Below are 26,113 nucleotides of genomic sequence, written 5' to 3' on the forward strand. Positions count from 1 at the left end.
TCTGAATCTCAGAGGCGCCTGTTCAGGCCGTCACGGCCTGGGGGATGGTCTCGCCGCGGGCTTCCAGGGCCCGCACCAGCGGCAGCACCTTCTCGCCGAAATAGGCCACTTCTTCCTGGAAATGCAGGAAGCCGGCCAGCACCAGGTCCACCCCCACCGCCTTGAGGGCGACGATGCGCTCGGCGATCTGCTCGGGCGTGCCGATCAGGTTGGTGCGGAAGCCGTCGTTGTACTGCACCAGGTCCTCGAAGCTGGACTTGGCCCAGTTGCCCTCGCCCTCCGGGCTGGCCTTGCCGGCCTGCTTGACGGCATCGCCGAAGGCGTTGACCGCCTCGGGGTCGGCCTTGTCGATGATCTCCTGCAGCACGGCCCGGGCCTCGGCCTCGGTGTCGCGGGCGATGATGAAGGCGTTCACGCCGATCTTCACCTTGTGGCCATAGACGGCGGCCTTGGCACGGATGTCGTCGACCTGGGCCTGGATGCCCTCAGGCGTGTTGCCGTTGGTGAAGTACCAGTCCGACACGCGCGCGGCCATGTCGCGGGCCGCACGGGAGCTGCCGCCCTGGAAGATCTCCGGGTGGGGCTTCTGCAGCGGCTTGGGACGCAGCGTGTAGTCGCGGAAGCGGTAGAAGTCACCGGCGAAGCTGAAGCCGTCGGTGGTCCAGATGCCCTTGAGCGCACGGATGAACTCTTCGGAGCGGCGGTAGCGCTCGTCATGCTCCAACCAGGGTTCACCAATGGCGGTGAACTCGCCCTTGAACCAGCCCGACACGATGTTCACCGCGATGCGCCCCCCGGTGAGCTGATCGATGGTGGCGATCTGCTTGGCCAACAGCGCCGGGTTCCAAGGCCCGGGCAGCACGGCCGCGATGACCTTCAGCCGCTCGGTGGCCGCCAGCAACGCATGGCTGAAGGACACCGATTCGTGCTGGTATTCAGCGCCGTAGCCAGCGGTGAAGCGGATCTGGCTCAGGGCATAGGCAAAACCGGCCCTTTCCGCGATCTGGGCGAGCTTGCGGTTGTAGTCGATGTCCCAATGAGTCCGCTGCTCGATCTTGCTGACGACCAGGCCGCCGCTGACATTGGGAACCCAGTAGGCAAACTGGATGGGAGAGGTGCTCATGGTGTTGGGAGGTGGCAGGTGGGAATGAGAGGGTGGACAGACGACCGGCGGATCCGGCCTGCAGGCCCTTTCGCAGCTCCTGTGCCACGGGGGGTCAGCCAAAAGAATCAAGCAGTTAGCGCTGCGGCGAGCCCCCGGACTGCTGGCGGGGCAGCAGCCTGGGGGCGGCCCTGCTGGCCCCGCAACAGCCCCGGGGAGCCCGTGGAGGCCGGGTCTCAACCCGCCTTGCGGCAGTCCCGCGGGGTGATGCCCTTCTCCTTGGCGTAGGCCGCGGCCTTCTGGTCGATCAGCGGGCGCAGCGTGGGCCGGTCGGCCTGCACCCAGTCGGTGATCTGCACCCACTTGCTGCCATCCCATTCCTGCAGGCGCGCCGCACCGCCCCCTTCGTGCTCGTTGCAGGAGAGCTTGATCTTCTGCAGCAGGCCGTAGAAGCCGATCTCCTTGAGGCGGGCGTCGGTGATGTCCAGGTGCTCGAAGGCCCAGCGGCCCTCTTCGCCGTTGAGCGGCCGGTTGCCGAACTTCTGCTGGCCCGTGCGCAGGGCCTCCACCGCCGTGGCGGCATTGATGAGGCCGATGTTGTAGTACACGCTGCCGAAGAACTTGGGATCCTTCAGGTCGCTCTTGCCGGCGTCGAGGATGGCCTTCTTGAGCCGCTTGTGGATCTCGAACTGCGCCCCGCCCGGGAAGGGCGCAATCGCCTTGTAGCCCTTGGCGGCGGCCCCGGCTGGCAGCACGTCGGCTTCGGAGCCGGCCCAGACGTCGCCGATGATGTGGTCCACCGGGAAGCCGAAACGCGCGGCCGTCTTGATCGCCACCGGGGTCGAGACGCCCCAGGTGCGCAGGAAGATCCAGTCCGGCTTGGCCTGGCGCACCTGGCGCCATTGCGCGGACTGCTCATTGCCCGGGTCGGCCACCGGGATCTGGATGTTCTCGAAACCGTACTTCTTGGCCAGCAGCGCGATGGCCGCCTGGGTTTCCCGCCCATAGGCCGAGTCGTGGTAGACAGTGGCGATCTTCTTGCCCTTGAGCTTGTCGAAGCCGCCCTCGCGCTGGGCGATGAAGTTGATGCCCACCGAAGCCTGGCTGTAGTAGTTCAGCAGCAGTGGGAAGGCGTAGGGGAAGACACCGCCATCGGTCGACTCGGTGCGGCCACCGGCCGGGTCGATCAGGGGGATGTGGTCCGCCGCGCCTTTGTCCATCAGGGCGTAGGACGCCGGGGTGCTGTGGGTGAAGAAGAAGGCCGTGGGCGCGCCATCCCGGCCGTTCTTGAAGCGCTCGTAGCACTCGACGATGCGGTCGGTGGACCACTCGGTCTCGCATTCCTGCCAGACCAGCTTGACGCCGTTGATGCCCCCCTCCACCTCGTTGATGTAGCGGAAGTAGTCGAGGATGCCCGCCCACCACAGCGTGCCGCTGGAGGCGTACGGCCCGACCCGGTAGGTGGGCAGCGGCACGAATTGCTCGTTGGGGGCCGCGAGGGCCGGGGCACTGGCAGCGCCCAGGCCTGCCAGCGCCAGCAGGGTCAGGCCCAGCACACGCCGGGCGGGACGGAAGGAAACAGTCATGGTGAAACTCTCTGGAAGGTCTTGGAGTGGGAGAAGCGGGTCGGGAGGGACACGGGAAAGGCGATGACGGGGATCAGCTGTCCTTGCGGCAGTCGCGTGGCGTGATGCCTTTTTCCTTGGCATAGGCCGCGGCCTTGGCATCGATCAGCGGGCGCAGCGTGGCGCGGTCGGCCTGCACCCAGTCGGTCACCAGGTTCCATTGCCGGCCATCCCATTGCTGCACACGGGCGGCACCGCCGCCCTCGTGGTCGGAGCAGGACAGCGACAGGCGCTGCATCAGGCCGTAGAAACCGATCTGGCGCAGGCGCGCGTCGTCCAGCTGCAGATGCTCCAGGCCCCAGCGCGCCTCGTCACCGCTGAGCGGACGCTGGCCGAACTTCTTCTGCCCGGCGCGCAGCGCCTCCACCACGATGGCACCGTCGATGAGGCCCGAGTTGTAGTAGACGCTGCCGAAGCTCTTGGGGTCCTTCAGATCGCTCTTGCCGGCGTCCAGGATGTGCTTCTTCAGGCGGTGATGGATGTCGAAGTCGGCCCCGCCGGGATAGGGCGTGAGCGCCAGATAGCCCTTGCCGGCCTCGCCAGTGGGCAGCACGTCTTCGTTGGAGCTGGCCCAGATGTCACCGACGATGCGGTTGACGGGATAGCCAAAGCGCGCGGCCGTCTTGATCGCCACCGGAGTCGAGACACCCCAGGTGCGCAGGAAGACCCAATCCGGCCTGGCCTGGCGCACCTGGCGCCACTGGGCCGACTGTTCATTGCCCGGATCGGCCACCGGGATCTGGATGTTCTCGAAGCCGTACTTCTTGGCCAGCAAGGCCAGCGGACCTTGCGTCTCCCGCCCATAGGCCGAGTCGTGGTAGACGGTGGCGATCTTCTTGCCCTTGAGCTTGTCGAAGCCGCCTTCCTTCTGCGCCACGTAGTTGATGAAAACCGAGGCCTCGCTGTAGAAGGTCAGCATCAGCGGAAAGTTGTAGGGGAAGACACTGCCATCGGTGGCCTCGGTGCGACCGTAGCCCAGCGTGATCAGCGGAATCTTGTCGGCCGTGGCCTTGTCGGACAGGGCATAGGCGGCCGGTGCGCCATTGGGCAGATAGGGCCCGACCGGCGCACCGTTGAGGCCGTTCTTGAAGCGCTCGTAGCACTCGATGCCCTTCTCGGCCGTCCATTCGGTCTCGCACTCCTGCCAGACCAGCTTGACGCCGTTGATGCCGCCTTCCACCTCGTTGATGTAGCGCAGGTAGTCGATGATGCCGGCCCAGACCGGGATCCCGCTGGACGCGTAGGCGCCCACGCGGTAGGTGGCCAGGGGCACGAACTGCTCGCCGGGCGCGGCCTGCGTGGGCCGCCCCATCAAGAACAACACCGCCGCGGCAAACAGCGCCGCTGCATGGCGACCCCATCGGACAGAAATGGACATGGGTGACAAAACTCCAGACAAAGAAAGGGACACCGGACCGGCCACGCGGCCCGGGACGGACAAGAAAAGAGGGGTGGTGATCGCGGTGGTCCGAACCCGCCTCAGAACCGCAAGGGCCACACGGCGAGCCTCTCTCGCCACAGGGTCAGCAGCCGTGCCAGGCCATCCGGCTCCCTGATCAGGAAGCCGATGATCAACACCCCGAAAAGAATCTTCTGCAGGTTCTGGATCTGGCCGGGGTCGACCGCCCCGCCCAGCAGCCACTGCCCCGCGGCGCTCAGTGCGATGGGCAACAGGCTGATGAAGGCGGCGCCGATGAAGTTGCCCGCCAGGCTGCCCATGCCCCCGATGATGATGATGAAGAGGATCTGGAACGAGCGGTTGATGTCGAAGCTGCTGGCGCTCGCCGTGCCCAGGTAGGCGAAGGCCCACAGCGCGCCGGCAATGCCCAGGTAGAAGGAGCTGACCGCGAAGGCCTGCCGCTTGACCCGCTCCACCGGGATGCCGATCACCGCGGCGGCCGTGTCCATGTCGCGCACCGCCATCCAGTTGCGGCCGGTCTGGCTGCGCACCAGGTTGGCGGCAGCCCAGGTCAGCAGCGCCACGCAGGCCAGGGTCAGGCCGTAGCGGCCGCCCGGCCCGGACAGATCCCAACCGCCCCACTGCAGGCGCGGGGCTGAGATGGTGCCCGAGGATGCGTTGTTGTAGAACCAGGGGAACTTGACGAACAGCCATTCCAGGAAGAACTGCGAGGCCAGGGTCGTCACCATCAGATAGAAGCCCTTGATGCGGCCGCTGGGCAGGCCGAACAACCAGCCCACGCCTGCGGCGATCACACCGCCCCCCAGCAGGGCCAGGGGCAGTGGCAGAGGCGGCACACGCAGCAGGAGGCCGTAGGTGGCGAAGGCCCCCACCGCCATGAAGCCGGCGGCCCCCACCGAGGTCTGACCGGTGTAGCCGGTGAGCAGGTTCAGGCCCAGCCCCGCCAGCGACAGCACCAGGGTCGGGATCAGGATGGCGTTGATCCAGTAGGTCGAGACCCACCAGGGCAGGCTCGCCAGGACCAGGGCCAGCCCCAGCCAGACCCAGGCGTGGCGGCGGCGTGAGACCACCAGCTCGACAGGTGCCACCAGCGGCGGCGAGGGAAACACATGCAGGGAAGCACTCATGGCAGGCAATGCAGGACCTGGGGTTCAGACACGTTCGATGGCCCGCTCGCCAAACAGGCCCGCGGGACGGATGTAGAGAAAGGCCAAGGCCAGGAAGTAGGCAAACCAGGGCGTGATGCCACCGCCGATCGAGGGCCCCAGGTAGACCTCGGCCAGGTTCTCGCTGGCGCCCACGATCAGGCCCCCCGCGATGGCGCCGCCGATGGAGGTGAAGCCGCCGATGATCAGCACCGGCAAGGCCTTGAGCACCACCAGCGAGAGCGAGAACTGCACGCCCTGGCGGGCCCCCCACAGCAGACCGGCGACCAGCCCGACCCAGCCCGCCACCGCCCAGACGATCTGCCAGATGCGGTGCAGGTGGATGCCGATGGACAGCGCCGCCTGGGTGTCGTCCGCCACCGCCCGCAAGGAGATGCCAATGCGGGTGCGGTTGAACAGCAGGGCCAGCACGGCCACGAGCACCCCGGCCGTGGCGGCCGCCACCAGGTCGAAGCGGCTCAGCAGCACCCCGCCCAGTTCCAGCGGCGTGTCCTCGATGCCCAAGTCCAGCGCCCGGACCTCGGCGCCCATCAGCCCCTGGGCCAGGCCCTCCAGGATGAAGCTCAGGCCCAGCGTGGCCATGAACAGCGTGATCTGCGAGCGGTTGACCAGGGGCCGCAGCACCCAGCGCTCGATCAGCACGGCGCCCAGCGCCATCACCGCGGCGGTGAGCAGCAGGGCCGGCAGAAAGCCCAACCCCTTCTCGTGCAGCGTGACGAAAGTCAGCGCCGAGAACAGCAGCATGGCGCCCTGGGCGAAGTTGAAGACACCGCTGGCCTTGTAGATCAGCACAAAGCCGATGGCCACCAGCGAGTACATGGTGCCGGCCAGCAGGCCGCCGACCAGGGTTTCGATGAAGAATTCCATGCCGGTCTCCTCAGTGCACGGTGCCCAGGTAGGCGGCGATGACCTCGGGGTTGCGCTGCACCTCGGCCGGCGTGCCATCGCCCACCTTGCGGCCGTAGTCCAGCACCACCACGTGGTGGCACAGGGACATCACCACACCGATGTCGTGTTCGATCAGCACCACCGTGGCGCCGAGGTCGCGGTTGATGTCGGCGATGAAGCGACTCATGTCGCGCTTCTCGGCGTCGTTCATGCCGGCCATCGGCTCGTCCAGCAGCAGCAGACGCGGCCCCGCGATCACGGCTCGCCCCAGCTCCACCCGCTTCTGCAGGCCGTAGGGCAGCTGGCCCACGGCCACGTCGCGGTAGGGCTGCAGCTCCAGGAACTCCAGCACGTTTTCGACCTGGGCCTGGAAGGCCGCCGCCTCGCGCCGGGCCCGCGGCAGGCCCAGCGCCTGCTCCACCAGCGTGCTGCGGGCAAAGCGCGACAGGCCGGTGGAGATGTTGTCCGCCACACTCATCTTCTTGAACAGTGCGTTGTTCTGGAAGGTGCGGCCGATGCCGCGGCGGGCCGCCTCCAGCGGGTGCACGCGGGTAAAGCCGGCGCCGTCGAACACCAGTTCTCCGGCATCAGCCCGGTAGACGCCGTTGAGGATGTTGAGCAGCGAACTCTTGCCCGCCCCGTTCGGGCCGATCAGGGCGCAGATCTCACCGGCGCGCACGTCGAAGGACAGGTCGGTGATCGCCCGCACGCCCTTGAAGGACAGCGAGATGCCGCGCACCGCCAGCAGGGGCGCCGCGCTCATGCAGCCTCCACGAGACTGCGCAAACGCTCGGGCAGCTCCGCTGCGCTGGACGGAACGACGACCTCCTGCAGGCGATGCAGGCCCAGGCGGCGCTGCAGCTGAACGCGCAGCCACCGGTCCCAGCGCGAGCCACCCGACACGGGCGAGGCCGAGAGCGCCCCGTCGACCCAGCGACGGCGCCAGCTGCCCGCGACCGGCAGACGCTGCTCGATCTCGTCGGACAGCTGCTGGGCACGCTGCGCCGACAACAGCAGACGGGACGGCACGGCGTCGCGCCGGTCGCGTGCGGCGGCGGCGGTGTCCTCCGGAAAGGCCAGACCCTCGCCAGTGCGCAGCCAATGGCCGACCACCAGCGCCAGGCCCTCAGACCATTCGGTGCCCTCTTCGCACCAGGTGGCCGCGGCCCGCTGGGCGCGGTGCCAGGCGTGGCGCTGCACCTGGGGCGGCACCTCTCCCAACAGGTCGCGCAGGTGCAGCCAGGCGGCAGCGTCCTGGCCCTTGGGCACCGGCTGGGGGCTGATGAGCTGGACCGCGTCCTCGGACTGCCGCCCCTGCAGGCGCAACCAGCGCACCAATTCATCGCGAGACTGCAGATAGACGTGGGTGGGCCGCCTGCGGTCCTGCCAAGCCGCCAGTTCGGCCTCGCCCAGTCCGCGGGGCAGGCTCAGCACCTGCGCTCCGGCGGCCCGGGCAGCCAGCACCAGCAACAGCAAGCGCGGCTCGAACGCCCCGCAGACGGCCAGCCTTGCCTGCGGCCCCAGGCCCTCACGCGCCAGCCCGATGCGCAGCAGGTCGGCGGTGCGGTGCACCTGCGCCCAGGGCCAGGCCACCCAGCGCCCGCGCCGCTTGTGGCGCAGGGCCAGTGCCTGGGGATGGCGCTGGGCCCAGTGGTCCAGCCGCTGCCAGGCGTCTTCTGGCAGGGCATCCTGCGCGTTGTGGGGAATCGGTTCGGCGGCCGATGCGTGCGTGGGGTCGGTCATGGAGAGGTCCTCGCCCGGGGAATCAGAAGTTGTGGCGCAGGCCGGCGCCAAAGCCGCGCTGGTAACCGTTGCCGGCGTTGTAACCGGCACCGACAAAGGAGGCGAGCGTGGTGGACGCCTTGGCCGCGGCGTTGTTCTGCACATCCGCGAAGACGGCATACACCGCCGTCCGCTTGGACAGGGCGTGCTCCAGCCCCAGCGCCCACTGGCCCGCCACAGCCTGCTCGCCCCCGTCCAGCGGACGCGAGGCCCGGTGGGCATAGCTCACGCGCAGCGCGTCGGCCGCCGACAGGGGCACGGTGGCCCCCAGCAGCCATTGCCGCGTGCGTTCGGCCTCGGTGGCCCCTGTGTCGGGGCTGAAGTCACCCGCACTGGCCTGGCGCCCGCCCACCAGGGCCGCCAGCTTCAGCACACCGAAGTCGTAGGTGCCACCCACGTCCCACACGTTGACGTTCTTGCCATGGGTGGCGCCTGCGAGGGAGGAATGCAGTTGCTGCAGATGCAGGCCGACGAACAGCGGACCGTTCTGGTACTGCGGCAGCAGCGAAGCGACGCGCACATTGCGGCCAGAGGCCTCCTGGCCGTAGCCGTTGGCCGCAAGGCTGGCCGCCACCGTCACGCCGTGGAGCGTGGGCGAAACATAGGCGACCTGGTTGTCCCAGCGGTACTCGGTCAGATAGACGTTGTTGTACTGACCGACCGTGACGCTGCCGAAGGGGTCGACGGTGGATTCGAACAGGTAGCCCGGCGTGTACTGGCGACCCAGCGAGAGCGTGCCCAGCTGCCTCTGGGTCAGGCTGACATAGGCCTGCCGACTCCAGAAGCCACCGCCGGCCACGGTGCCCGTGTCGGCGCCAAAGCCCGACTCGAACAGGAAGCCGGCCCGCAGTCCCCCACCCAGATCCTCCTGGCCCTGGAAGCCCAGGCGCGAGGGGGTGCTGAGGCCGGAGTCGATGGCCGAGTCGTGCTTGCGGCTGGGGTCGACGTTGTCGCCGCGCCAGCGGTAGCCCACATCCACCGTGCCGAAGATCGACACCTGGGAATCGGGCTGGGACTGGGCCAGGCCCAGCAGGGGGGTCAAGAGGCCCAAGGCGGCCAGGGTGGACAAGGAAAGCTTCTTCATGGGTCGGATTGGTTGGAAGGAAATGAATCGTTCGGGCGTGCCGTGGCCATGCGCGGGCAAGGCGGTGCCCACCGCAGCGTCCATCGGACCTGCCCGTTGTGGTTTGGGAAAGGAAGTCAGGGCCCGCAGCGCGGGCCTGCGGCTCAGAGGCTGAAGGCGGCCCCCAGGTAAAGCTCGTGGATGTCGTCGCGGGCCGCCAGCGCCTGCGCACTGCCCTCGGCCGCCAGCCGCCCGTTCTCGAGCACACAGGCATGGTGGGCGTGACGCAAGGCGACATTGGCGTTCTGTTCGGCCACCAGGAAGCTCACGCCCTGCTCGGCGTTGAGGCGGCCGACGATCTCGAAGATCTCGTCGACGACCTTGGGCGCCAGCCCCATCGAGGGTTCGTCCAGCAGCACCAGCCGGGGCCGGGCCATCAGGGCTCGGCCGATGGCCACCATCTGCTGCTCGCCCCCCGAGGTGTAGCCAGCTGCGGTCCGTCGCCGTTCCTGGAGTCGGGGGAAGTAGTGGTAGATGCGTTCCAGGTCGGCCCGCAAGGCAGCTCGGCTGGGGCGATGCACGAAGCCGCCGGTGAGCAGGTTCTCCTCGACGGTGAGGTGGCTGAAGCAGTGGCGGCCCTCCAGCACCTGGACCAGCCCCTCGCGCACCAGCTGGTCGGGCGCGGCGTGGGTGATGTCCCGGCCCTGGTAGAGGATCTGGCCGGCGGTGACCTGGCCGCGCTCCGCCCCCACCAGGGCGGAGATGGCTTTCAAGGTGGTGCTCTTGCCTGCGCCGTTGGCGCCCAGCAAGGCCACGATCTGTCCCTCGCCCACGGTCAGGGACACCTCCTGCACCGCCAGGATGGCCTGGCCGTACAGCACCTCGATCTGCCGGACCTCGAGCACGGGATGTTCTGCAGACATCGGCCCTCTCCTCTCTCAGGTCGCGGCCGGAACAGCCGGCTGAGCCACGGCAGACACCGCTTGCGCCGCCGCAAAGGCCGCGGCCTCCTCGGCCTTGACCGCCTCGATGTCGCGGAAGCGTGCCGCGGGGTGGGTCTCGGGCAGACGGGCCCCTTCGCCGAAAAGCTTCTCCCGCAGCGTGCCCGGGCGGTAGGCGCTGGGGTAGACGCCGCGCTTCTGCAGCTCCGGCACCAGGTGACCCACCACATCCTCGAAGGTTTCGTGGGCCACGGCATAGGCCAGGTTGAAGCCGTCCACGTCGGTTTCCTCCACCCATTGCTGCAGGATGTCGGCCACGGTGGCCGCCGAGCCCACGAAAACGGGCCCCAGTCCACCGATGCCGGCCCAGCGGGCCAGTTCATCGATCGACCAGTCCTTGTCGCCGTTGGTCAGGTGCTCGACCACCGAGACGATGGCATTGGTCTCCACCTTGCGCACGAGGTCGGTGGGCGCGTACTGGCCGAAGTCGATGCCGCTCCAGCCCGAGAGCAGCACCAGCGCGCCATCGTAGGAGGCGTGCTTCTGGTACTCCTCGAACTTGGCCTGCGCCTTGGCGTCGGTCTCGTCGACGATGATCGTCACCAGGTTGTAGACCAGCACCTTGCGGGGATCGCGACCCGCTTCGGCGGCCTGGCGGCGGATCTCCTTCACGTAGTCCCGCACGGCGGACTTCAGCGGCGAGGAAATGAACACGCACTCGGCGTGCTGCGCCGCGAAGGCCTTGCCCGCGCCGGAGGACCCGGCCTGGTAGAGCACCGGCGTACGTTGAGGAGAAGGCTCGCACAGGTGGTAGCCCGGCACATCGAAGTACTTGCCCTTGTGCCCGATCTCGTGGATCTTCTCCGGATGGGCAAAGATGCGGCGCGCGCGGTCGCGCACCACCGCATCGTCCTCCCAGCTGCCCTCGAGCAGCTTGTAGATGACTTCGATGTACTCGTTGGCCACCTCGTAGCGGTTGTCATGGCGTCGCAGCCCGCCCTGGCCGATGTTCTTGGCGCCGCTTTCCAGGTAGGAGGTGACGATGTTCCAGCCCACGCGGCCGCGGGTGTGGTGGTCCAGCGTGGAGAGTCGGCGGGCGAAGGTGTAGGGATGCTCGAAAGAGGTCGACGCCGTGATGCCGATGCCCAGGTGCTCCGTCGCCAACGCGATCGGCGCTGCCAGCTGCAGCGGGTCGCTCACCGGGATCTGAACCCCCTGGTGCAAGGCATGGAAGTTGTCGCCCTTGTAGACGTCGTAGTAGCCGATCACGTCGGCGATGAAGACGCCGTCGAAGATGCCCCGCTCGAGGATCTTGGCCAGGTCGGTCCAGTATTCCAGGTCCTTGTACTGCCAGGAGCGGTCGCGCGGGTGGGTCCACAGCCCCGGGGACTGGTGGCCCACGCAGTTCATTTCGAAGGCGTTGAAGTGGATGGTCTTGCTCATGCTGCGTGCTCCATCCTCAGTTCCACGGGTGCCGCGGCGGGGTCACCCCATTGAGGTGGTAGTTGCCGACGTGGAAATACTTCCAGCGCACCGGGTCGTGCAGCGTGTGGGTGCGGGCATTGCGCCAGTGCCGGTCCAGGTTGTGCTCCTGCAGGGTGGATCGCGTGCCGGACAGCTCGAAGAGCTTGTTGGTGGCGGCGATCGCGATCTCGGTGGTCAGCACCTTGGCTTCGCTGGTGACCAGGGTGGCGACGGTCACGTTGTCTTCGCTCGGCTCGGCCAGGGCGCGATCGATCGCCCGGCCGGCCCGCTCCAGCAGTGCCTCAGCGGCATGCAGGCGGATCACCAGCTCGCCCACCGCGCTCACGGTGAACGGATCCTCCGAGGCCGCTTCCTTGCCGCTGTCGATCCAGGGGCGGCTGCGAGTTCGGACGAAGGCCACCGTCTCGGCGATGGCGGCGGCGGCGATGCCGGCATCGATGGCCGCCTGGATGATCTGCGAGATGGGACCCGCCGCTGTGGGGCGGTCGAAGGCCGCCACCGGCACCAGGCGGTTCAGCGGCACCTTCACGTTCTCGATGCGGATGGAACCGGAAGCCGTGGTCCGCTGGCCGAAGGCGGACCAGTCGTTGACCACGGTCAGGCCCGGCGCAGCACGGTCGGCAAAGGCCAGCCAGCCCTTGCCCTGGTCGTCCACCGCGACGATGGGCACGATGTGGGCCAGCAGCGCGCCGGTGGTGTAGAACTTCTGCCCGTTGACCACCGCGTGGTCGCCTTCGAGCTGCAGCTTGGTCTCGAAGGCCGCCACGTTCTTGCTGCCCTTCTCCGAGAAGGCATTGCCGAAGCGGGTGCCTTGCAGGACCAGGCCGAACAACTCCTTCTTCTGGGCCTCGGTGCCGTCCAGCTCGATGTGGGCCACCAACGCCAGGTGGTTCTGGGTGATCTGCGCGATGCTGGAGTCGCCTTCGGCCAGGATGCGGATCACCTCGGCCAGCGTGGCGTAGGACACCCCGGCGCCGCCGTAGGCCTTGGGCACGGTGATGCCCCACAGGCCGCTCTGCGAGTAGGCGTTGACCTCGGCGATGGGCAGGTAGCCCTCACGGTCGCGCAGCGAGGATTCGGTGGCGAATTCGCCGGCCAGCCGGCGGGCGATCGCGATGGCTTCGGCATCGCTGTGGATGATGTGGGCCGGCTCGGCCGGGCGCAACAGGGCCGCGAACGGTGCGCCGGTATTGACGCGGGGACGGTCTTCGACGGGGGACAGGGTCTCGGTGCTCATGGTGCGGACAGGCGGATGGGGGTGGGAAATGAGGTTCAGGCGGTGGCCGGCGCCGCGGGACTGGCGCCGATCTGCCAGACATAGGGCGGCTCGGTGCCATTGATGGCCCAGTCGCCGACGATGCGGGCCTTGTAGACCAGCGGGTTGTGGGACGAGACGGTGCGGGCGTTGCGCCAGTGGCGATCCAGCGCCAGGGCGGCACTGGCCGACGAGGCGCCCAGCGCGTTGAACAGGTCGCTGCTGGCGCGCAGGGCCAGCTCGGACACCACCAGCTGCCCCTGCGCGGACTCGATCTCGGCCGCGATGTTGGCGCGCTTCTCCAGCGCCTCGTCGCCCGCGAAGTGAGCCTCGTAGGCGGCTTGCGCCGCCTGGGCCACGCGCTGGGTCACGGCCGTGGCGGCGTAGGCCTGGGCCGAGATCTGCCCGACCACCTGCTGGATCTGCGGATCCTGGCGGACCAGGGGCGCGTTGCCAGTGCTGTAGATGCGCCGGCGCGCCGCCACCTGGGTCGCGGCATCACGCTCTGCGGCACGTGCAATGCCCGCCAGGGTGGCCAGGTGAACCAGTTGGTAGAAGGCCGTCTGGTACTTGAAGCGGGTGGCGAAGTCGATCACGTTCTCGGCCTCCACCACCGCGTCTTCGAACACGGTGGTGCCGCTGCCGGTGGTGCGTTGGCCGAAGCCGTCCCAATCGTCCTGCAGATGCACCCCAGGCTGGTGGGCGCGCACTGCGGCGATCACATTGCCACCGGTGTCGTCGCGGCGGGCAAAGACATCGATCCAGTCGGCAAAGATGCTGCCGGTGCTGTAGTACTTGTGGCCCGACAGCAGCCAGCGCCCCTCGTGAGGGCGCACGCGGGTGATGACCTCGCCGATGGTCACGTTGCCCACTTCGGTCCAGGCGTTGCCGACGGTCTCGCCGGCCACGAAGCGGCGGAACCACAGGTCCTGCTGGGGTCCGGCTGGCGCGTTGAGCCGGTCCTCGACGAAGGCGAAGTGGCCACGCAGCGCCTGCGGCAGATTGGAGTCGGCGGCGGCCAGCTCGGTCAGCAACTCGAACAGTTGAGGCAGGGAGGCACCGGCGCCGCCATGGGATACCGTAACCCGTATGGCCCCGAATCCCGCGGCCTTGAGCCAGCCAATGGCCTCGCGCGGCAGTTCGCGCGTGCGCTCACGCTCGACCGCCCCTTGCGCGATCCGCTCGAAGATGGGTCGGAAGCGGGCCGCCAGTTGTTCGTAGTCGGCTCCGGCGGACAAGGCAGGCACGAGATCGCGCTGGGACATGCAAGGCTCCTGGGTTGAGAACAAGCTCTGCAACGCAGAAGACGTGCCAGTCGCGACACCCTTCCAAATCAAGCACTTAGGGAAAACGCCTGGATCTGTGCTGCTGGTGTCGCAACGGGCCTGCTCCAGTGCTGCTGCACCAGCAGCAGCGCCTGCCAGCGCGGCCGATGGGCGGCAGCTGGACTCGACATAAAAAAAGGCCGCCTCGAAGGCGGCCTGGATCCCGGCGCCCGCGGCGCTCAGCTTTCCTTGGCGCAGTTGCGTGGCGTGATGCCCTTGTCCTTGGCGTACTGAAGGGCCGAGGCTTCGATGATGGGGCGCAGGAAGGCGCGGTCGGCCTGCACCCAATCACTGATCAGCTTCCATTGCTGGCCATCCCATTGCTGGAAGCGAACGGCCCCTCCTCCTTCGTGATCGGCGCAGGACAGCTTGAGCGGCTGAACCAGCCCCAGGGCGCCGAGCTCCTTGAGGCGCTTGTCGTCCAGGGCCAGGTGCTCGAAGCCCCAGCGCACCTGCTCGCCGGTCAATGGCTTGTTGCCGAACCGGGCCTGCGCCAGGCGCACCGCCTCGACGTTGAGGATGCCGTTCTCCACACCCAGGTTGTAGTACACGGTGCCGAAGCGCTTGGGGTCGGCCAGGTTGCCCTTGCCGGCATCGATGACGTCCTTCTTGATCCCCTGCAGCACCGGGAACGCGGTGCCGGAGGGATGGGTGGTGATGGCGATGTAGCCCTTGGCCGCGGCCCCGGCAGGGGTGACGTCCTCCTCGGAGTTGCTCCAGATGTTGCCGATGATGTGGTCGGTGGGATACCCCACCTTCTGGGCCGTCTTCAGCGCCACCGGGTTCATCACGCCCCAGCCGCGCAGGATCACGTAGTCGGGCTTGATCTTGCGGATGGTCAGCCACTGCGACTGCTGTTCATTGCCGGGGTGGGGCACTTCCAGCAGGGTCAGCTCGAAGCCGAACTTGGTGGCCAGCTTCTGCAGCACCTCGTTGGTCTCCTTGCCGTAGGGCGAGCCGTGGTAGAGCGTGACGATCTTCTTGCCACGCAGCTTGTCCGGCCCCCCCACCTTCTGGCCGATGAAGTTCACGATGGCCGAGACTTCCGAGTAGGGGTTGAGCTGCAAAGGGAACACATAGGGGAAGACGCTGCCGTCGGTGGAGTCGGTGCGTCCGTGGTTGATGGTGATCAACGGCAGCTTGTCCGCGGTGGAGCGGTCCAGCGTGGCATAGGCGATGCCCACCGACAGCGGGTTGGTCGCCGCAGCCGGCGCACCGTTGAGGCCCTTCTTCAGACGCTCATAGCACTCCACGCCCTTCTCCACGACGTACTCGGTCTCGCACTCGCTCCAGGTCAGCTGCACACCGTTGACACCCCCGTGCGCATTGACGTACTGCAGGTAGTCGATGAAGCCCCCGAAGAAGCCGGTGCCCCCGGCCGCGTAGGGGCCGACCCGGTAGCTCTGCAAGGGGAAGTACTGTTCGTTCGCGGCCTGCGCGTTCAGGCCGATCACCCCCAGCGCCAGAGCAGCGGTGGAGAAGGTCTTGCGAAGGGTCATGGTGGGTCTTTCTTGGAAACTGCGAGGCGCAGGGTCGAGGGAACACCCCTTGCGGGAGGGGCGGGTCAGGAAGCCGACAAAACGGAAGGCCGACGGAAGGGCGCGGCCCGGCAGGGCCGAGGGCCTCTTGGCTCAATGGGGTCAGTGCCGCAATGGCCAGCGACGGGCGCGACTGCGCCAGCGCTGCCAGAGGCTGGCCAAACCCTCGGGCTCGCGAATCAGCACCAGGATGATCAGCGCGCCGAAGGCCATCTTCTGCAGGTTCTCCAACTGCCCCGCATCGATCCACCCATTGGGCAGCGCGCCCGCCAGATTCGACAGGGCCAGCGGAAAGAGCACGATGAAGGCTGCGCCCAGGAAGGCACCGGCCACGCTGCCCAGGCCACCGATGATCACGATGAAGAGAATCTGGAAGGAGCGGGCCAGGTCAAAGCCATGGGGCTCGACGGTGACGAGGTAAGCGAAGGCCCACAGCGCACCGGCCACCCCGAGATAGAAGCCGCTGATCGCGAATGCCAGGAGCTTGGCCCGCGGCAGCGAGATGCCTATCACGGCGGCGGCGGTGTCCATGTCGCGCACGGCCATCCACTGCCGTCCCAACTCGCTGCGCACCATGTTGTGGGCCACCCAGGTCAGGCCCAGCACGGTGACCAGGGTCAACAGGTAGCGACCGGCCGGGTGGCTCAGGTCCCAGCCCGCCACCGTCAGCGGCGGCGCGGTGATGACACCCGAGGCGCTGCCGTGGGAGAACCAGCTGAACTTGACCAGGGCCCAGGGGATCAGGAACTGCGCGGCCAGCGTGGAGACGATGAGATAGAAGCCCTTGATGCGCAGGCTGGGCAAGCCGAAGAGCACCGACAGCGCCGCCGCCACCAGGCCCCCGATGCCCCAGCCGAGCCACCAGGGCAAGCCGGGCAAGCACAGCTGGGCGTTGTAGGCAGCAAAGGCCCCGGCCGCCATGAACGCAGCCGAGCCCAGGGAGAGCTGGCCAGCATAGCCGGTCAGGAGGTTCAGGCCCAGGCCCGCCAGTGACAGCGCCAGGAAGGGGATCAGGATGGCGCTGAACCAATAGTCGTTGCCCCAGAAGGGCACCACGCCCAGGGCCACGGCCAACACGGCGGCCAGCGCCCAGCGCTCCTGCCAGAGCGGGAGCAGCCGGCGGTCATGCGCCGCACGGGTGCTGAACTGGCCTGCTTCAAGAAACCACATGGACACCCCTGCGCTCAGACACGCTCGATGGGCCGCTCACCGAACAGGCCGGCCGGTCGAACCAGCAGCAGCACGGTGGCCAGCAGATAAGGAAACCAGTTCTCGATGCCGCCGTCCACCAGCGGGCCGACGTAGACCTCGGCCAGCTTCTCGGAGGCCCCGACGATGAGCCCGCCGACGATGGCACCCCCCACCGAGGAGAAGCCACCGATGATCAGCACAGGCAGCGCCTTGAGCACCACCAGCGACAACGAGAACTGCACCCCCAGTCGGGCCCCCCACATCAGCCCGGTGATCAGGGCCACCAAGCCGGCCACGCCCCAGACTGCCGCCCACACGCGAGGCAGGCGGATGCCCACAGCCTGGGCGGCCAGCGGGTCATCGGCCACCGCCCGCAACGACAGGCCCACGCGGGTTCGATTGAACAGCAGCGACAGCGCCAGCACCAGCCCGCCGGCGGTGGCCGCGGCAAACAGATCGAAGCGCGAGACCATCAGCCCGGCCACATCCAGCGGCACGTCCTCGATGCCCAGGTCCAGCGCATGCACCTGCGCGCCCCAGAGCGCCTGGGCCCCGCCCTCGATCAGGTAGGCCAGCCCCAGCGTGGCCATGAACAAGGTGATGGGCGGTCGGTTCACCAGCGGGCGCAGCACCCAGCGCTCCACCGCCAGGGCCATGGCCAGCAGTGCGGCCAGCGCCACCCCCAGCGCCGCCCAGAAGGGCAGACCCTTCTCCAGCAGGCAGACGTAGGTGAGTGCGCCAAAGAGCACCATGGCCCCCTGCGCGAAGTTGAACACCCCCGAAGCCTTGTAGATCAGCACGAAGCCGATGGCCACGAGGGAGTACATGACCCCCGAGAGCAGCCCCCCGATCAGCACTTCTGCGAAGAAATCCATCGCCTGGCGTCCTGTTGATTCAGTGGTGGGTGCCCAGGTAGGCGGTGATCACCTGGGGGTCGTGGCGCACCTGGTCCGGTGTGCCATCGGCGATCTTGCGACCGTGGTCCAGCACCACGACATGGTGGGACAGGCCCATCACCACGCCGATGTCGTGCTCGATCAGCACGATGGTCGTGCCCAGGGTCCGGTTCACCTCGGCGATGTGGCGCCCCATCTCCCGTTTTTCGCTGGCGTTCATCCCGGCCATGGGCTCGTCCAGCAGCAACAGGGTGGGTTCGGCCGCCAGGGCGCGTGCCAGCTCCACCCGCTTCTGCAGGCCATAGGGCAGCTGGCCCACCAGGCTGTGCCGCCAGGGCTGGAGTTCCAGGAAGGCGATCACCCGCTCGGCATGGCGGCGCTGGACCTCGTCCTCCCGATCCGCCCGCCCGATGCGCAGCGCCTGTTCCAGCCAGGTGCTGCGCCGATGCAGGCTGCGTCCCGTCAGGATGTTGTCCAAGGCAGACATGCCCTTGAACAAGGCGATGTTCTGGAAGGTCCGCGCCACGCCCTGCAGTGCGGCCTGTCGCGGCCGCAGTCCCCGGCCCGACAGACCCCGGTAGGCCACGCGCCCGTGTTGCGGGCGGTAGACCCCGTTGATGACATTGAGCAGCGAGCTCTTGCCGGCGCCATTGGGTCCGATCAGCGCGCAGATCTCTCCGGGCCGAACCGCCAGGCTGATGTCCTGCAATGCATGGACCCCGCCGAAGCGCAGCGAGATGCCCTCCAGCGCCAGCAGCGGCGCCGCCTCATCTACCGTCGGAGCGTTCACACCGCCCCCCAGGGATGCAGGTTGAACTGAACGGTCCGCTCATCCGGTGGTGCGCTGTCGTGTTCACGGCTTGGACGGGGCGATGCGGCCCCACCTTCCGGCCAGACCCGCACAGCCACACCCAGCGAGGCAAAGAAGCGGGCATCGTCCTCCGGCAAGGGAGCGCCGATCAGCAGTGCGGCACGGGTCCGGGTCAGCCCGATCACGTCGCGCAACCGCCGCCCCACGACCCAGCGCGGCAGCCGGCCATACCGGCCTGCCAGTGCGCGCTCCACCAGATGCCTCTGCCAGGTCCCCTCGGGCGGCAGAGCCTCGCGCACCCAGCGGGCCACGCGCTGGTAGGTCTCACAGGTGCCGGCCACCAGTGTGGGCCCGATCTCGCGCCGGTCCGCGTCGCGCGTGGCCAGGCGCTCCGGGAAATTCAGGCGCAGGCCCGTCAGCAACCAGGGCGCCAACAGGTAGCGCAGCTGGGCTTCGGTCGCGAAGGCCCGGGCCGCAAAGGCTTCGTCGCGGTGGGTCAGCCCTTCCTGGTCCACCAGCGCCAGCCCCCCTTCCAGAAGATCCCGGTGGCTCAGGGAAAGAGCCCCTTGCTCGGTCTGGAGCAGAAAGGCAGTGTCATCGGCCTCGCCCTGGATCGGCTCGTCGAGTGCGCCCGCGGCCCGGCCTTCAAGCAGGAGCTCTTCGCTGGATTGCACGCGGTCCTGCAGGCCTGCGGGAAGGGTGACCGCGGCTCGGCGCTCCACATAGCCCACCCAGTGCAGACCCGCCTGGAGGTCGGCCAGTCCGGCCAGGTCGTCTGCCCTGTCCAGCAGCACAAAATGGGCGTCGTGGGCCTCGGCCGAGGCTGCCGTGCGCCTTGACAAGGGAGCCGCCCCCGGGTGACCCAGCCGCACTCGCCCGCCCAACCAGAGGGCCGCCAGGGACAGCAGCAGGGCCTCGGGACGGGGCTGGCAGCGCACCTGGAGCCAGTGCCCCGGCTGGAAGCCCCGGGCACGCAAGCCGGCGGCCAGCGTGGCCACCTCCTGCTGCAGAGTCCACCAGCGCCGTTCCTGCCACAGCCCCGCCTGCTTGTGACGCAGCGCCAGTCCGGCAGGGCGCAGGCGGGCCTGGGCCTGCAACCAGCCTGTCAGCGTGGCCGGTGTCGAGGAGAAAGGAGGCAGGGGATGCATGCCTGCGCTTTCGCAGGAGCCATGCCAGCGCCCTGCCTCCATGGAATCAAGGACTTAGCGCACAGACCAGTGACCGGTCTGTTGCCGGGCCAGCAGACCCGCGACAGCGGCTGCCCGGACTGCTGCCGTGCCAGCAGCGGCAAAGAGCGGACACGGAAGCGACAAGGCCGCCCTTGGGCGGCCTGGCAGGAGGCGGTGTCGAACGCTAGGTGCCCGCTGCTTCGCCTGCGGCTTCAAGACCTGTGTCACGGATGAGGCCGAAGCGCTTGAGCTGGGTGCGCAGGATGTTGCGGGAGATGCCGAGCTGACGCGCGGTCCGCACCTGGTTCTCCTGGCAGTACGCGAAGGCCGCGGTGAACAGCAGCTCTTCGATGCGCTCGTAGACATGGGGCGTGTCCAGATCCAGCAGCCGGTACAGGCCACTGCGGATGGCCGCCAAGCCGTCGCACGGTTCCGGCGTCGTGGCCGGGGGGCGACTTTCGGCAGTCTGCAAAGGCAGACCGGGCAGGCGCAGATCCCCGGCCTCGATGCGCCCATGCTGGCAGACGATCAGCGCGAAATGCACCACGTTCTCCAGTTCGCGGATGTTGCCGGGCCAGGCGTAGGCACGCAGCATCTGCGTCGCCTCGTCACTCAGACGGGGCCTGTCGCTGTCCATGCGCTGGCTGTAGTAGTCGATGAAGTAGTGGACCAGCGGCAGGATGTCGCCCGTGCGCTCACGCAAGGGGGGCAGCAGCACCGGCGCGACATTCAGGCGGTAGTAAAGATCCAGCCGAAAGCGCCCGGCTTGCACCGCTTGTTCCAGATGGACATTGGTCGCAGCCACCAGGCGCACATCGACGGGAATGGGCCTGCGCGAGCCCAAGCGCACGACCTGCCGCTCCTGCAGCACGCGCAACAGCTTGACCTGCATGGCCAGCGGCAGGTCACCCACCTCATCCAGGAACAGGGTGCCCCCCTGCGCCGCCTCGAACCAGCCGGCCCGGGCCTGCTGGGCCCCGGTGAAAGCACCCGCCTCGTGGCCGAACAGCTCCGCCTCGATCAGGTTGTCGCTGAAGGCCCCGCAATTGACGGCCACGAACGGTCCGCGCCGCTCGCTCTCGGCATGGATATGGCGGGCCACCAGCTCCTTGCCGGTACCCGATTCACCCATGATCAGCACGTTCGCATCGCTGCAGGCGATGCGCTCCACCTGACGCAGCAGCGCCAGCGACTTGGCGTCATGGAAGATCAGGGCCTTGGCCCGGATCGTCAGGGCCGCCTGCTCTGCATTGGGCAGCGTCAGCAGCCGGGCGTAGGGAGTCGAAGTCATGGAACCACTCTGGGTTGACCCCAGGTCAGCACGGGACCCGGGAAACACCGAATGGCTTCAGTCTAGGAACATGCGCCGCACGCCCTAACAAAGGATTTCAAGCTTTGTTCTGCGTCATATCAACATGGGCGGCCTCAGGCCACCCGCGGCTTGACCTTGCTGGCCGCCAGCTTGGCCTGGGTCCGGGCCACCTCGACATCGGCGTCGTGCACCAGGGCGACGCCCATGCGGCGCTTGGTGAAGCTTTCGGGCTTGCCGAAGAGGCGGATGTCGGAATTCGGCACCTGCAGGGCCTCGGCCACGCCGTCGAAGACGATGCCTTGGGCGTCGACGCCGCCATAGATCACCGCGCTGGCGCCGGGGCTCTTGAGCGAGGTGTCCACCGGCAGGCCCAAGATGGCGCGGGCGTGCAGTTCAAACTCGTTCTGCCACTGGGTGATCATCGTCACCATGCCGGTGTCGTGCGGGCGGGGGCTGACCTCGCTGAACCACACCATGTCACCCTTGACGAAAAGCTCGACGCCGAACAGGCCCTGGCCGCCCAGGTTGGCGGTGATGGCCTGGGCGATGTCGCGGGCCTTCTGCTGGGCCACCGGGCTCATCGGGTGGGGCTGCCAGCTCTCCACATAGTCGCCGCTGACCTGCACATGGCCGATCGGGTCGCAGAAGTGCGTCTCGACCTGGCCCGAGGCGCCCACGGCGCGCACGGTCAGCTGGGTGATCTCGTAGTCGAAGTCGATGAAGCCCTCGACGATGATGCGGCCGGTGGCCACGCGGCCGCCGGCCATGGCGTAGTCCCAGGCCTTCTGCACATCGGCCGGGCCATCGATCTTGCTCTGGCCCTTGCCGGAGCTGCTCATCACCGGCTTGACGATGCAGGGGTAGCCGATGGCGGGATGGCCATCGCTGCCGTCGATGGCGGCCTGCAGTTCGGCCAGCGAATCGCAGAAGCGGTAGGGGCTGGTGGGCAGGTCCAGCGCCTCGGCGGCCAGGCGGCGGATGCCCTCGCGGTCCATGGTCAGGCGCGCGGCGCGCGCGGTCGGGATGCAGCGGATCTTGCCCTCGGCCTCCAGGGCCTCCAGCACCGGCGTGGCGATGGCCTCGATCTCCGGCACCACCAGGTCGGGCTGCTCGGCCTCGATCAGGGGGCGCAGCTGCTCGGGGTCGCTCATCGCGATGGTGCGGGCATGGTGGGCCACCTGCTGGCCGGGGGCGTTGTGGTAGCGGTCCACCGCGATGGTTTCCACCCCCAGGCGCTGCAGGGCGATCAGCACTTCCTTGCCGAGCTCGCCGGAGCCCAGCAGCATCACGCGGGTGGCAGACGGGGACAGCGGGGTACCCAGGGGGCGGACAGCCATGGCAGACCTCATGCAGTGGTGAAGAAGGCCGATATTGTCGCCAAGCGCGCTGACCGCATCCTTGGCGCCCACTTGACCTCGCTCAAGTCACACCCCGGTCAAAGTTTCATGATCGAGAACTTGCCCTCCATCCAGAACACCATGGCTCGACAACAACCCACCCCCGATTCCGACACCCCGGCCAGCGTCGAGACGTCCGCGCCTCCCCGGCGCAAGCCGCGCACCCCGGCCCCGGTGGCCGTGGGCAGCGTGCGCCCCAAGGCCAACGCACGGGCGTTGCAGAAGCTGGAGGTGGAGGCGGCCCGCGAGGCCGCCCAGGTCGTGCAGGCCGAGGTGGTGGGCGGGCTGATGCAGTCCGGCCTGTCGACCGACCCGCTGCGGGCCCTGCTCGACGGCGCCTCGCCCGACGACCTCAAGGCCCTGCGCCGCGAGATCAACGCCCGCCGCAAGCCGGCCCCCAGCGGCATCGACCCCGACCTGGAGCTGGCCGCCGGCTGGCGCGAGGGCCACTATCCCTACAAGAACCTGCTCTCGCGCCGCAGCTACGAGGAGCAGAAGTACCGCCTGCAGGTGGAGCTGCTGAAGCTGCAGGCCTGGGTCAAGGAAACCCGCCAGCGGGTGGTCATCCTCTTCGAGGGCCGCGACGCGGCCGGCAAGGGCGGCACCATCAAGCGCTTCATGGAACACCTGAACCCCCGCGGTGCACGCGTGGTGGCGCTGGAGAAACCCAGCGAGGTCGAGCAGGGCCAGTGGTACTTCCAGCGCTACATCCAGCACCTGCCCACCCGCGGCGAGATCGTGATGTTCGACCGCAGCTGGTACAACCGCTCCGGCGTGGAACGGGTGATGGGCTTCTGCTCGGATTACCAGTACCAGGAGTTCCTGCGCCAGGCCCCCGAGTTCGAGCGCCAGCTGGTGCGCGACGGCGTGCACCTGTTCAAGTTCTGGTTCTCGGTCAGCCGCAGCGAGCAGCGCCGCCGCTTCAAGGAGCGCGAACTGCACCCGCTCAAGCAGTGGAAGCTCAGCCCCATCAACCTGGCCAGCCTGGACAAATGGGACGACTACACCCGCGCCAAGGAGGCCATGTTCCTGCACTGCGACACCTCCGACGCGCCCTGGACGGTGATCAAGTCGGACTGCAAGAAACGCGCGCGGCTGAACGCGATGCGCTATGTGCTGCACCGCCTGTCCTACGGCAAGAAGAACCTGGAGGCCATCGGTCCGGTGGACCCGCTGATCGTGGGCCGGCCCTCGTTGGTGCCCAGCCTGAGCGAGGACCAGCTCGCCTCCATGGAAGGCCAGGCCTGAGCCGGGCACGTCCCCCGACAGCACAAAGCGGGCTCCGATGCCCGCTTTTTCACATTCGACGCCAGGGCTTGCGCTGGGCGCCGCCAGGGCCCCGCTGCTACACTGTCGGCCTGCTTCCGAGGAGCGTTGCAAGGCCCGTCGTCCGACGGCCCCAGGCTCGGAACCCCTTCTTCTGCAACGGCGCTCACCCGCACTTCCCGGTGCCGCGGTGAGCCCTGGGCGAACGTCTGAACCGTTCGCCTCCCGGTCCTCCTTCGGTCCCCGTGCGGGCTTGTCGAACCGATGGAGCAACCGATGAACGCTGCACTGCCCAAGACCGCCCTGGCCCCCGAACAGTACGTGGTGGCCGATCTTTCCCTGGCCGACTGGGGCCGCAAGGAACTGACCATTGCCGAGCACGAGATGCCCGCGCTGATGGCCATCCGCCAGGAATACGCCGCCAGCCAGCCCCTGAAGGGCGCGCGCATCGCCGGCTCGCTGCACATGACCATCCAGACCGGCGTGCTGGTGGAGACGCTGCAGGCCCTGGGCGCCGAGGTGCGCTGGGCCTCCTGCAACATCTTCTCGACCCAGGACCACGCCGCCGCAGCACTGGTGGCCGCCGGCACGCCGGTGTTCGCCTACAAGGGCGAGACGCTGGTGGACTACTGGGACTACACCCATCGCATCTTCGAGTTCGGCGCCAAGGGCACTCCGGGCGAAGGCCCCAACATGATCCTGGACGACGGCGGCGACGCGACGCTGCTGATGCACCTGGGTCAGAAGGCCGAGAAGGACCTGTCGGTGCTGGCCAACCCGGGCTCGGAAGAAGAGCGCATCCTCTTCGCCGCCATCAAGGCCAAGCTGGCCGTGGACCCGACCTGGTACAGCCGCAAGTCGGCCGAGATCATCGGCGTGACCGAGGAGACCACCACGGGCGTGCACCGCCTCAACGAGATGAGCGCCAAGGGCACGCTGCTGTTCCGCGCCATCAACGTCAACGACTCGGTCACCAAGAGCAAGTTCGACAACCTCTACGGCTGCCGCGAGTCGCTGGTGGACGGCATCAAGCGCGCCACCGACGTGATGGTGGCCGGCAAGATCGCCGTGGTCTGCGGCTACGGTGACGTGGGCAAGGGTTCGGCCCAGGCCCTGCGTGCGCTGAGCGCCCAGGTGTGGGTGACCGAGATCGACCCGATCAACGCCCTGCAGGCCGCGATGGAAGGCTTCCGCGTGGTGACGATGGAGTGGGCCGCCCCCCAGGCCGACATCTTCGTGACCACCACCGGCAACCGCGACGTGATCACCTACGAGCACATGGCGGCGATGAAGAACAACGCCATCGTCTGCAACATCGGCCACTTCGACAACGAGATCCAGGTCGCCAAGCTGGAAGAGAAGTGTCAGTGGGAGGAGATCAAGCCCCAGGTGGACCACGTGATCTTCCCGGACGGCCACCGCATCATCCTGCTGGCCAAAGGCCGCTTGGTGAACCTGGGCTGCGCCACCGGCCACCCCAGCTACGTGATGAGCTCCAGCTTCGCCAACCAGACCCTGGCTCAGATCGAGCTGTTCACCCGCCCGAACGACTACGCGGCCGGCCAGGTCTATGTGCTGCCCAAGAAGCTCGACGAGAAGGTGGCCCGCCTGCAGCTGAGCACGCTCAACGCCCAGCTGACCACGCTGACGCCCGAGCAGGCCGCCTACATCGGCGTGTCCGTCGAAGGCCCCTACAAGCCCGACACTTACCGCTACTGATCCCGTGCGCGCCGACCAGCTTCTCGTTCAGCAGGGCCTGGCGCCCAGCCGGTCGGCCGCACAGCGGCTGATCGAGCGCGGCGCCGTGCGCTGGCTCGGCCCGCGAGGCTGGCAGCAGCCCAAGAAGGCGGGTGAGGATCTGCCCGCGGGCTGCGAGATCGAGGTCACCGACGATGCCGAGCTGCGCTGGGCCTCGCGCGGCGGCCTCAAGCTCGAAGGCGCGCTGCGCGAAGCCGGCCTGGACCTGCATGACACGGTGGCGCTGGACGTGGGTCAGAGCACCGGCGGCTTCACCGACGTGCTGCTGCACGCCGGCTGCCGTCGGGTGGTGGGTGTGGACGTGGGCCGCGACCAGCTGCTGCCCCGGCTGCGCCAGGACCCGCGGGTGACGGCGCTGGAAGGCATCAACGCCCGCGAGCTCAGCCCCGCCGCCCTCGGCACGGCCTGGCCCGCAGAGGGCTTCGACCTGATCACCGGCGACCTGTCCTTCATCTCGCTGAGCCTGGTGCTGCCCGCCCTGGCGCCGCTGCTGGCGCCCGGGGGCACGCTGCTGATGCTGGTCAAGCCGCAGTTCGAGCTGCAGCCCGGCGACATCGGCAAGGGCGGGCTGGTCAAGGACCAGGCCGCCCACGCCCGGGTGGAGACCCGGCTGCGCGAGGCCTGCGCCGCCTGCGGCCTGGCCGTCACCGCCTGGCGCGACAGCCCCATCACCGGCGGCGACGGCAACCGCGAATTTTTCGTTCAGGCGCAACGTGCCTGAAC

22 protein-coding genes and 1 riboswitch are annotated in these 26,113 nt (G+C 68.2%); of the genes, 3 read left to right on the top strand and 19 right to left on the bottom strand.

All coding sequences use genetic code 11. The annotated features are described in order from the left end of the window. Positions 1-22 precede the first annotated feature (22 nt). The 19 genes from sfnG to purT all read right to left on the bottom strand — a co-directional run bounded on the left by sfnG (position 23) and on the right by purT (position 22,306). The gene (gene sfnG, locus LRM40_RS14910; RefSeq protein WP_151123974.1) at positions 23-1,123 is read right to left on the bottom strand and encodes a dimethylsulfone monooxygenase SfnG; all 1,101 of its coding nucleotides are present in this window, start codon (positions 1,121-1,123) and stop codon (positions 23-25) included. A gap of 215 nt (positions 1,124-1,338) precedes the next feature. Further along, positions 1,339-2,688 (bottom strand): ABC transporter substrate-binding protein, encoded by a 1,350-nt coding sequence (locus LRM40_RS14915; protein ID WP_151123973.1) that lies wholly within the window; start codon positions 2,686-2,688, stop codon positions 1,339-1,341. Positions 2,689-2,761: 73 nt separating this feature from the next. Further along, positions 2,762-4,105 carry an ABC transporter substrate-binding protein gene (locus LRM40_RS14920; protein WP_151123972.1) on the bottom strand — a complete coding sequence of 448 codons (1,344 nt, stop codon included), beginning with the start codon at positions 4,103-4,105 and terminating at the stop codon, positions 2,762-2,764. Positions 4,106-4,206: 101 nt separating this feature from the next. Further along, on the bottom strand, positions 4,207-5,274 hold the full coding sequence (locus LRM40_RS14925; RefSeq protein WP_151123971.1) for a branched-chain amino acid ABC transporter permease: 1,068 nt from the start codon (positions 5,272-5,274) through the stop codon (positions 4,207-4,209). 24 nt (positions 5,275-5,298) lie between these two features. After that, positions 5,299-6,180, bottom strand: coding sequence for a branched-chain amino acid ABC transporter permease (locus LRM40_RS14930; RefSeq protein WP_151123970.1), 882 nt, complete (start codon positions 6,178-6,180; stop codon positions 5,299-5,301). A 10-nt stretch (positions 6,181-6,190) separates the two neighbouring features. Continuing rightward, entirely contained in the window at positions 6,191-6,964 is a 774-nt protein-coding gene (locus LRM40_RS14935; RefSeq protein WP_151123969.1) for an ABC transporter ATP-binding protein, read from the bottom strand. Beyond that, the gene (locus LRM40_RS14940; RefSeq protein ID WP_170288863.1) at positions 6,961-7,944 is read right to left on the bottom strand and encodes an AMP-binding protein; all 984 of its coding nucleotides are present in this window, start codon (positions 7,942-7,944) and stop codon (positions 6,961-6,963) included. Before LRM40_RS14940 ends, LRM40_RS14935 begins: the two co-directional genes overlap by 4 nt. A 22-nt stretch (positions 7,945-7,966) precedes the next feature. Further along, positions 7,967-9,067: a porin gene (locus LRM40_RS14945; protein WP_151123967.1), complete on the bottom strand. Its 1,101-nt coding sequence runs from the start codon at positions 9,065-9,067 to the stop codon at positions 7,967-7,969. Between the two features lie 143 nt (positions 9,068-9,210). Beyond that, positions 9,211-9,969 carry an ABC transporter ATP-binding protein gene (locus LRM40_RS14950; protein WP_151123966.1) on the bottom strand — a complete coding sequence of 253 codons (759 nt, stop codon included), beginning with the start codon at positions 9,967-9,969 and terminating at the stop codon, positions 9,211-9,213. Positions 9,970-9,984: 15 nt separating this feature from the next. Further along, on the bottom strand, positions 9,985-11,430 hold the full coding sequence (locus LRM40_RS14955; RefSeq protein ID WP_151123965.1) for an LLM class flavin-dependent oxidoreductase: 1,446 nt from the start codon (positions 11,428-11,430) through the stop codon (positions 9,985-9,987). 16 nt (positions 11,431-11,446) lie between these two features. Next, the gene (locus LRM40_RS14960; protein WP_151123964.1) at positions 11,447-12,709 is read right to left on the bottom strand and encodes an SfnB family sulfur acquisition oxidoreductase; all 1,263 of its coding nucleotides are present in this window, start codon (positions 12,707-12,709) and stop codon (positions 11,447-11,449) included. 35 nt (positions 12,710-12,744) lie between these two features. After that, complete coding sequence (locus LRM40_RS14965) at positions 12,745-13,992, bottom strand: acyl-CoA dehydrogenase family protein (RefSeq protein WP_151123963.1); 1,248 nt, start codon at positions 13,990-13,992, stop codon at positions 12,745-12,747. A 239-nt stretch (positions 13,993-14,231) separates the two neighbouring features. Continuing rightward, on the bottom strand, positions 14,232-15,551 hold the full coding sequence (locus LRM40_RS14970; protein ID WP_151123962.1) for an ABC transporter substrate-binding protein: 1,320 nt from the start codon (positions 15,549-15,551) through the stop codon (positions 14,232-14,234). A gap of 141 nt (positions 15,552-15,692) precedes the next feature. Continuing rightward, complete coding sequence (locus LRM40_RS14975) at positions 15,693-16,760, bottom strand: branched-chain amino acid ABC transporter permease (protein WP_151123961.1); 1,068 nt, start codon at positions 16,758-16,760, stop codon at positions 15,693-15,695. 14 nt (positions 16,761-16,774) lie between these two features. After that, positions 16,775-17,656 (bottom strand): branched-chain amino acid ABC transporter permease, encoded by an 882-nt coding sequence (locus LRM40_RS14980; protein WP_022980794.1) that lies wholly within the window; start codon positions 17,654-17,656, stop codon positions 16,775-16,777. Positions 17,657-17,675: 19 nt separating this feature from the next. Then, a complete protein-coding gene (locus LRM40_RS14985; RefSeq protein WP_151123960.1) occupies positions 17,676-18,467 on the bottom strand; it encodes an ABC transporter ATP-binding protein in 792 nt (263 codons plus the stop codon). Beyond that, the gene (locus LRM40_RS14990) at positions 18,464-19,636 is read right to left on the bottom strand and encodes an AMP-binding protein (RefSeq protein WP_170288862.1); all 1,173 of its coding nucleotides are present in this window, start codon (positions 19,634-19,636) and stop codon (positions 18,464-18,466) included. The genes LRM40_RS14985 and LRM40_RS14990 overlap by 4 nt, the downstream gene beginning before the upstream one ends. A 205-nt stretch (positions 19,637-19,841) precedes the next feature. Continuing rightward, on the bottom strand, positions 19,842-20,948 hold the full coding sequence (locus LRM40_RS14995) for a sigma-54 interaction domain-containing protein (protein ID WP_151123958.1): 1,107 nt from the start codon (positions 20,946-20,948) through the stop codon (positions 19,842-19,844). Between the two features lie 134 nt (positions 20,949-21,082). Continuing rightward, the gene (purT, locus tag LRM40_RS15000) at positions 21,083-22,306 is read right to left on the bottom strand and encodes a formate-dependent phosphoribosylglycinamide formyltransferase (protein WP_151123957.1); all 1,224 of its coding nucleotides are present in this window, start codon (positions 22,304-22,306) and stop codon (positions 21,083-21,085) included. Positions 22,307-22,447: 141 nt separating this feature from the next. On the opposite strand from purT, the gene ppk2 reads away from it, so the two are divergent. From ppk2 to LRM40_RS15015, 3 genes are all read left to right on the top strand, one after another. Further along, positions 22,448-23,614, top strand: coding sequence for a polyphosphate kinase 2 (gene ppk2 / locus LRM40_RS15005; protein WP_211372985.1), 1,167 nt, complete (start codon positions 22,448-22,450; stop codon positions 23,612-23,614). A gap of 112 nt (positions 23,615-23,726) precedes the next feature. Continuing rightward, positions 23,727-23,807, top strand: a riboswitch (S-adenosyl-L-homocysteine riboswitch). A 101-nt stretch (positions 23,808-23,908) separates the two neighbouring features. Next, on the top strand, positions 23,909-25,351 hold the full coding sequence (gene ahcY / locus LRM40_RS15010; RefSeq protein WP_151123955.1) for an adenosylhomocysteinase: 1,443 nt from the start codon (positions 23,909-23,911) through the stop codon (positions 25,349-25,351). A gap of 4 nt (positions 25,352-25,355) precedes the next feature. After that, a complete protein-coding gene (locus LRM40_RS15015) occupies positions 25,356-26,111 on the top strand; it encodes a TlyA family RNA methyltransferase (protein WP_151123954.1) in 756 nt (251 codons plus the stop codon). Positions 26,112-26,113 lie beyond the last annotated feature (2 nt).

Origin of the sequence: Ideonella dechloratans (assembly GCF_021049305.1) — a bacterium.
Taxonomy (GTDB): domain Bacteria; phylum Pseudomonadota; class Gammaproteobacteria; order Burkholderiales; family Burkholderiaceae_C; genus Ideonella; species Ideonella dechloratans.

Coding starts and splice junctions, on each gene's coding strand:
- sfnG (WP_151123974.1), bottom strand. CDS start 1,123: ATGAGCACCTCTCCCATCCAGTTTGCCTACTGGGTTCCCAATGTCAGC.
- LRM40_RS14990 (WP_170288862.1), bottom strand. CDS start 19,636: ATGCATCCCCTGCCTCCTTTCTCCTCGACACCGGCCACGCTGACAGGC.
- ppk2 (WP_211372985.1), top strand. CDS start 22,448: ATGGCTCGACAACAACCCACCCCCGATTCCGACACCCCGGCCAGCGTC.
- LRM40_RS14975 (WP_151123961.1), bottom strand. CDS start 16,760: ATGTGGTTTCTTGAAGCAGGCCAGTTCAGCACCCGTGCGGCGCATGAC.
- LRM40_RS14940 (WP_170288863.1), bottom strand. CDS start 7,944: ATGACCGACCCCACGCACGCATCGGCCGCCGAACCGATTCCCCACAAC.
- LRM40_RS14970 (WP_151123962.1), bottom strand. CDS start 15,551: ATGACCCTTCGCAAGACCTTCTCCACCGCTGCTCTGGCGCTGGGGGTG.
- LRM40_RS14920 (WP_151123972.1), bottom strand. CDS start 4,105: ATGTCCATTTCTGTCCGATGGGGTCGCCATGCAGCGGCGCTGTTTGCC.
- LRM40_RS14935 (WP_151123969.1), bottom strand. CDS start 6,964: ATGAGCGCGGCGCCCCTGCTGGCGGTGCGCGGCATCTCGCTGTCCTTC.
- LRM40_RS14930 (WP_151123970.1), bottom strand. CDS start 6,180: ATGGAATTCTTCATCGAAACCCTGGTCGGCGGCCTGCTGGCCGGCACC.
- LRM40_RS14915 (WP_151123973.1), bottom strand. CDS start 2,688: ATGACTGTTTCCTTCCGTCCCGCCCGGCGTGTGCTGGGCCTGACCCTG.
- ahcY (WP_151123955.1), top strand. CDS start 23,909: ATGAACGCTGCACTGCCCAAGACCGCCCTGGCCCCCGAACAGTACGTG.
- LRM40_RS14925 (WP_151123971.1), bottom strand. CDS start 5,274: ATGAGTGCTTCCCTGCATGTGTTTCCCTCGCCGCCGCTGGTGGCACCT.
- LRM40_RS14955 (WP_151123965.1), bottom strand. CDS start 11,430: ATGAGCAAGACCATCCACTTCAACGCCTTCGAAATGAACTGCGTGGGC.
- LRM40_RS14965 (WP_151123963.1), bottom strand. CDS start 13,992: ATGTCCCAGCGCGATCTCGTGCCTGCCTTGTCCGCCGGAGCCGACTAC.
- LRM40_RS14960 (WP_151123964.1), bottom strand. CDS start 12,709: ATGAGCACCGAGACCCTGTCCCCCGTCGAAGACCGTCCCCGCGTCAAT.
- LRM40_RS14995 (WP_151123958.1), bottom strand. CDS start 20,948: ATGACTTCGACTCCCTACGCCCGGCTGCTGACGCTGCCCAATGCAGAG.
- LRM40_RS14950 (WP_151123966.1), bottom strand. CDS start 9,969: ATGTCTGCAGAACATCCCGTGCTCGAGGTCCGGCAGATCGAGGTGCTG.
- LRM40_RS14980 (WP_022980794.1), bottom strand. CDS start 17,656: ATGGATTTCTTCGCAGAAGTGCTGATCGGGGGGCTGCTCTCGGGGGTC.
- LRM40_RS14945 (WP_151123967.1), bottom strand. CDS start 9,067: ATGAAGAAGCTTTCCTTGTCCACCCTGGCCGCCTTGGGCCTCTTGACC.
- purT (WP_151123957.1), bottom strand. CDS start 22,306: ATGGCTGTCCGCCCCCTGGGTACCCCGCTGTCCCCGTCTGCCACCCGC.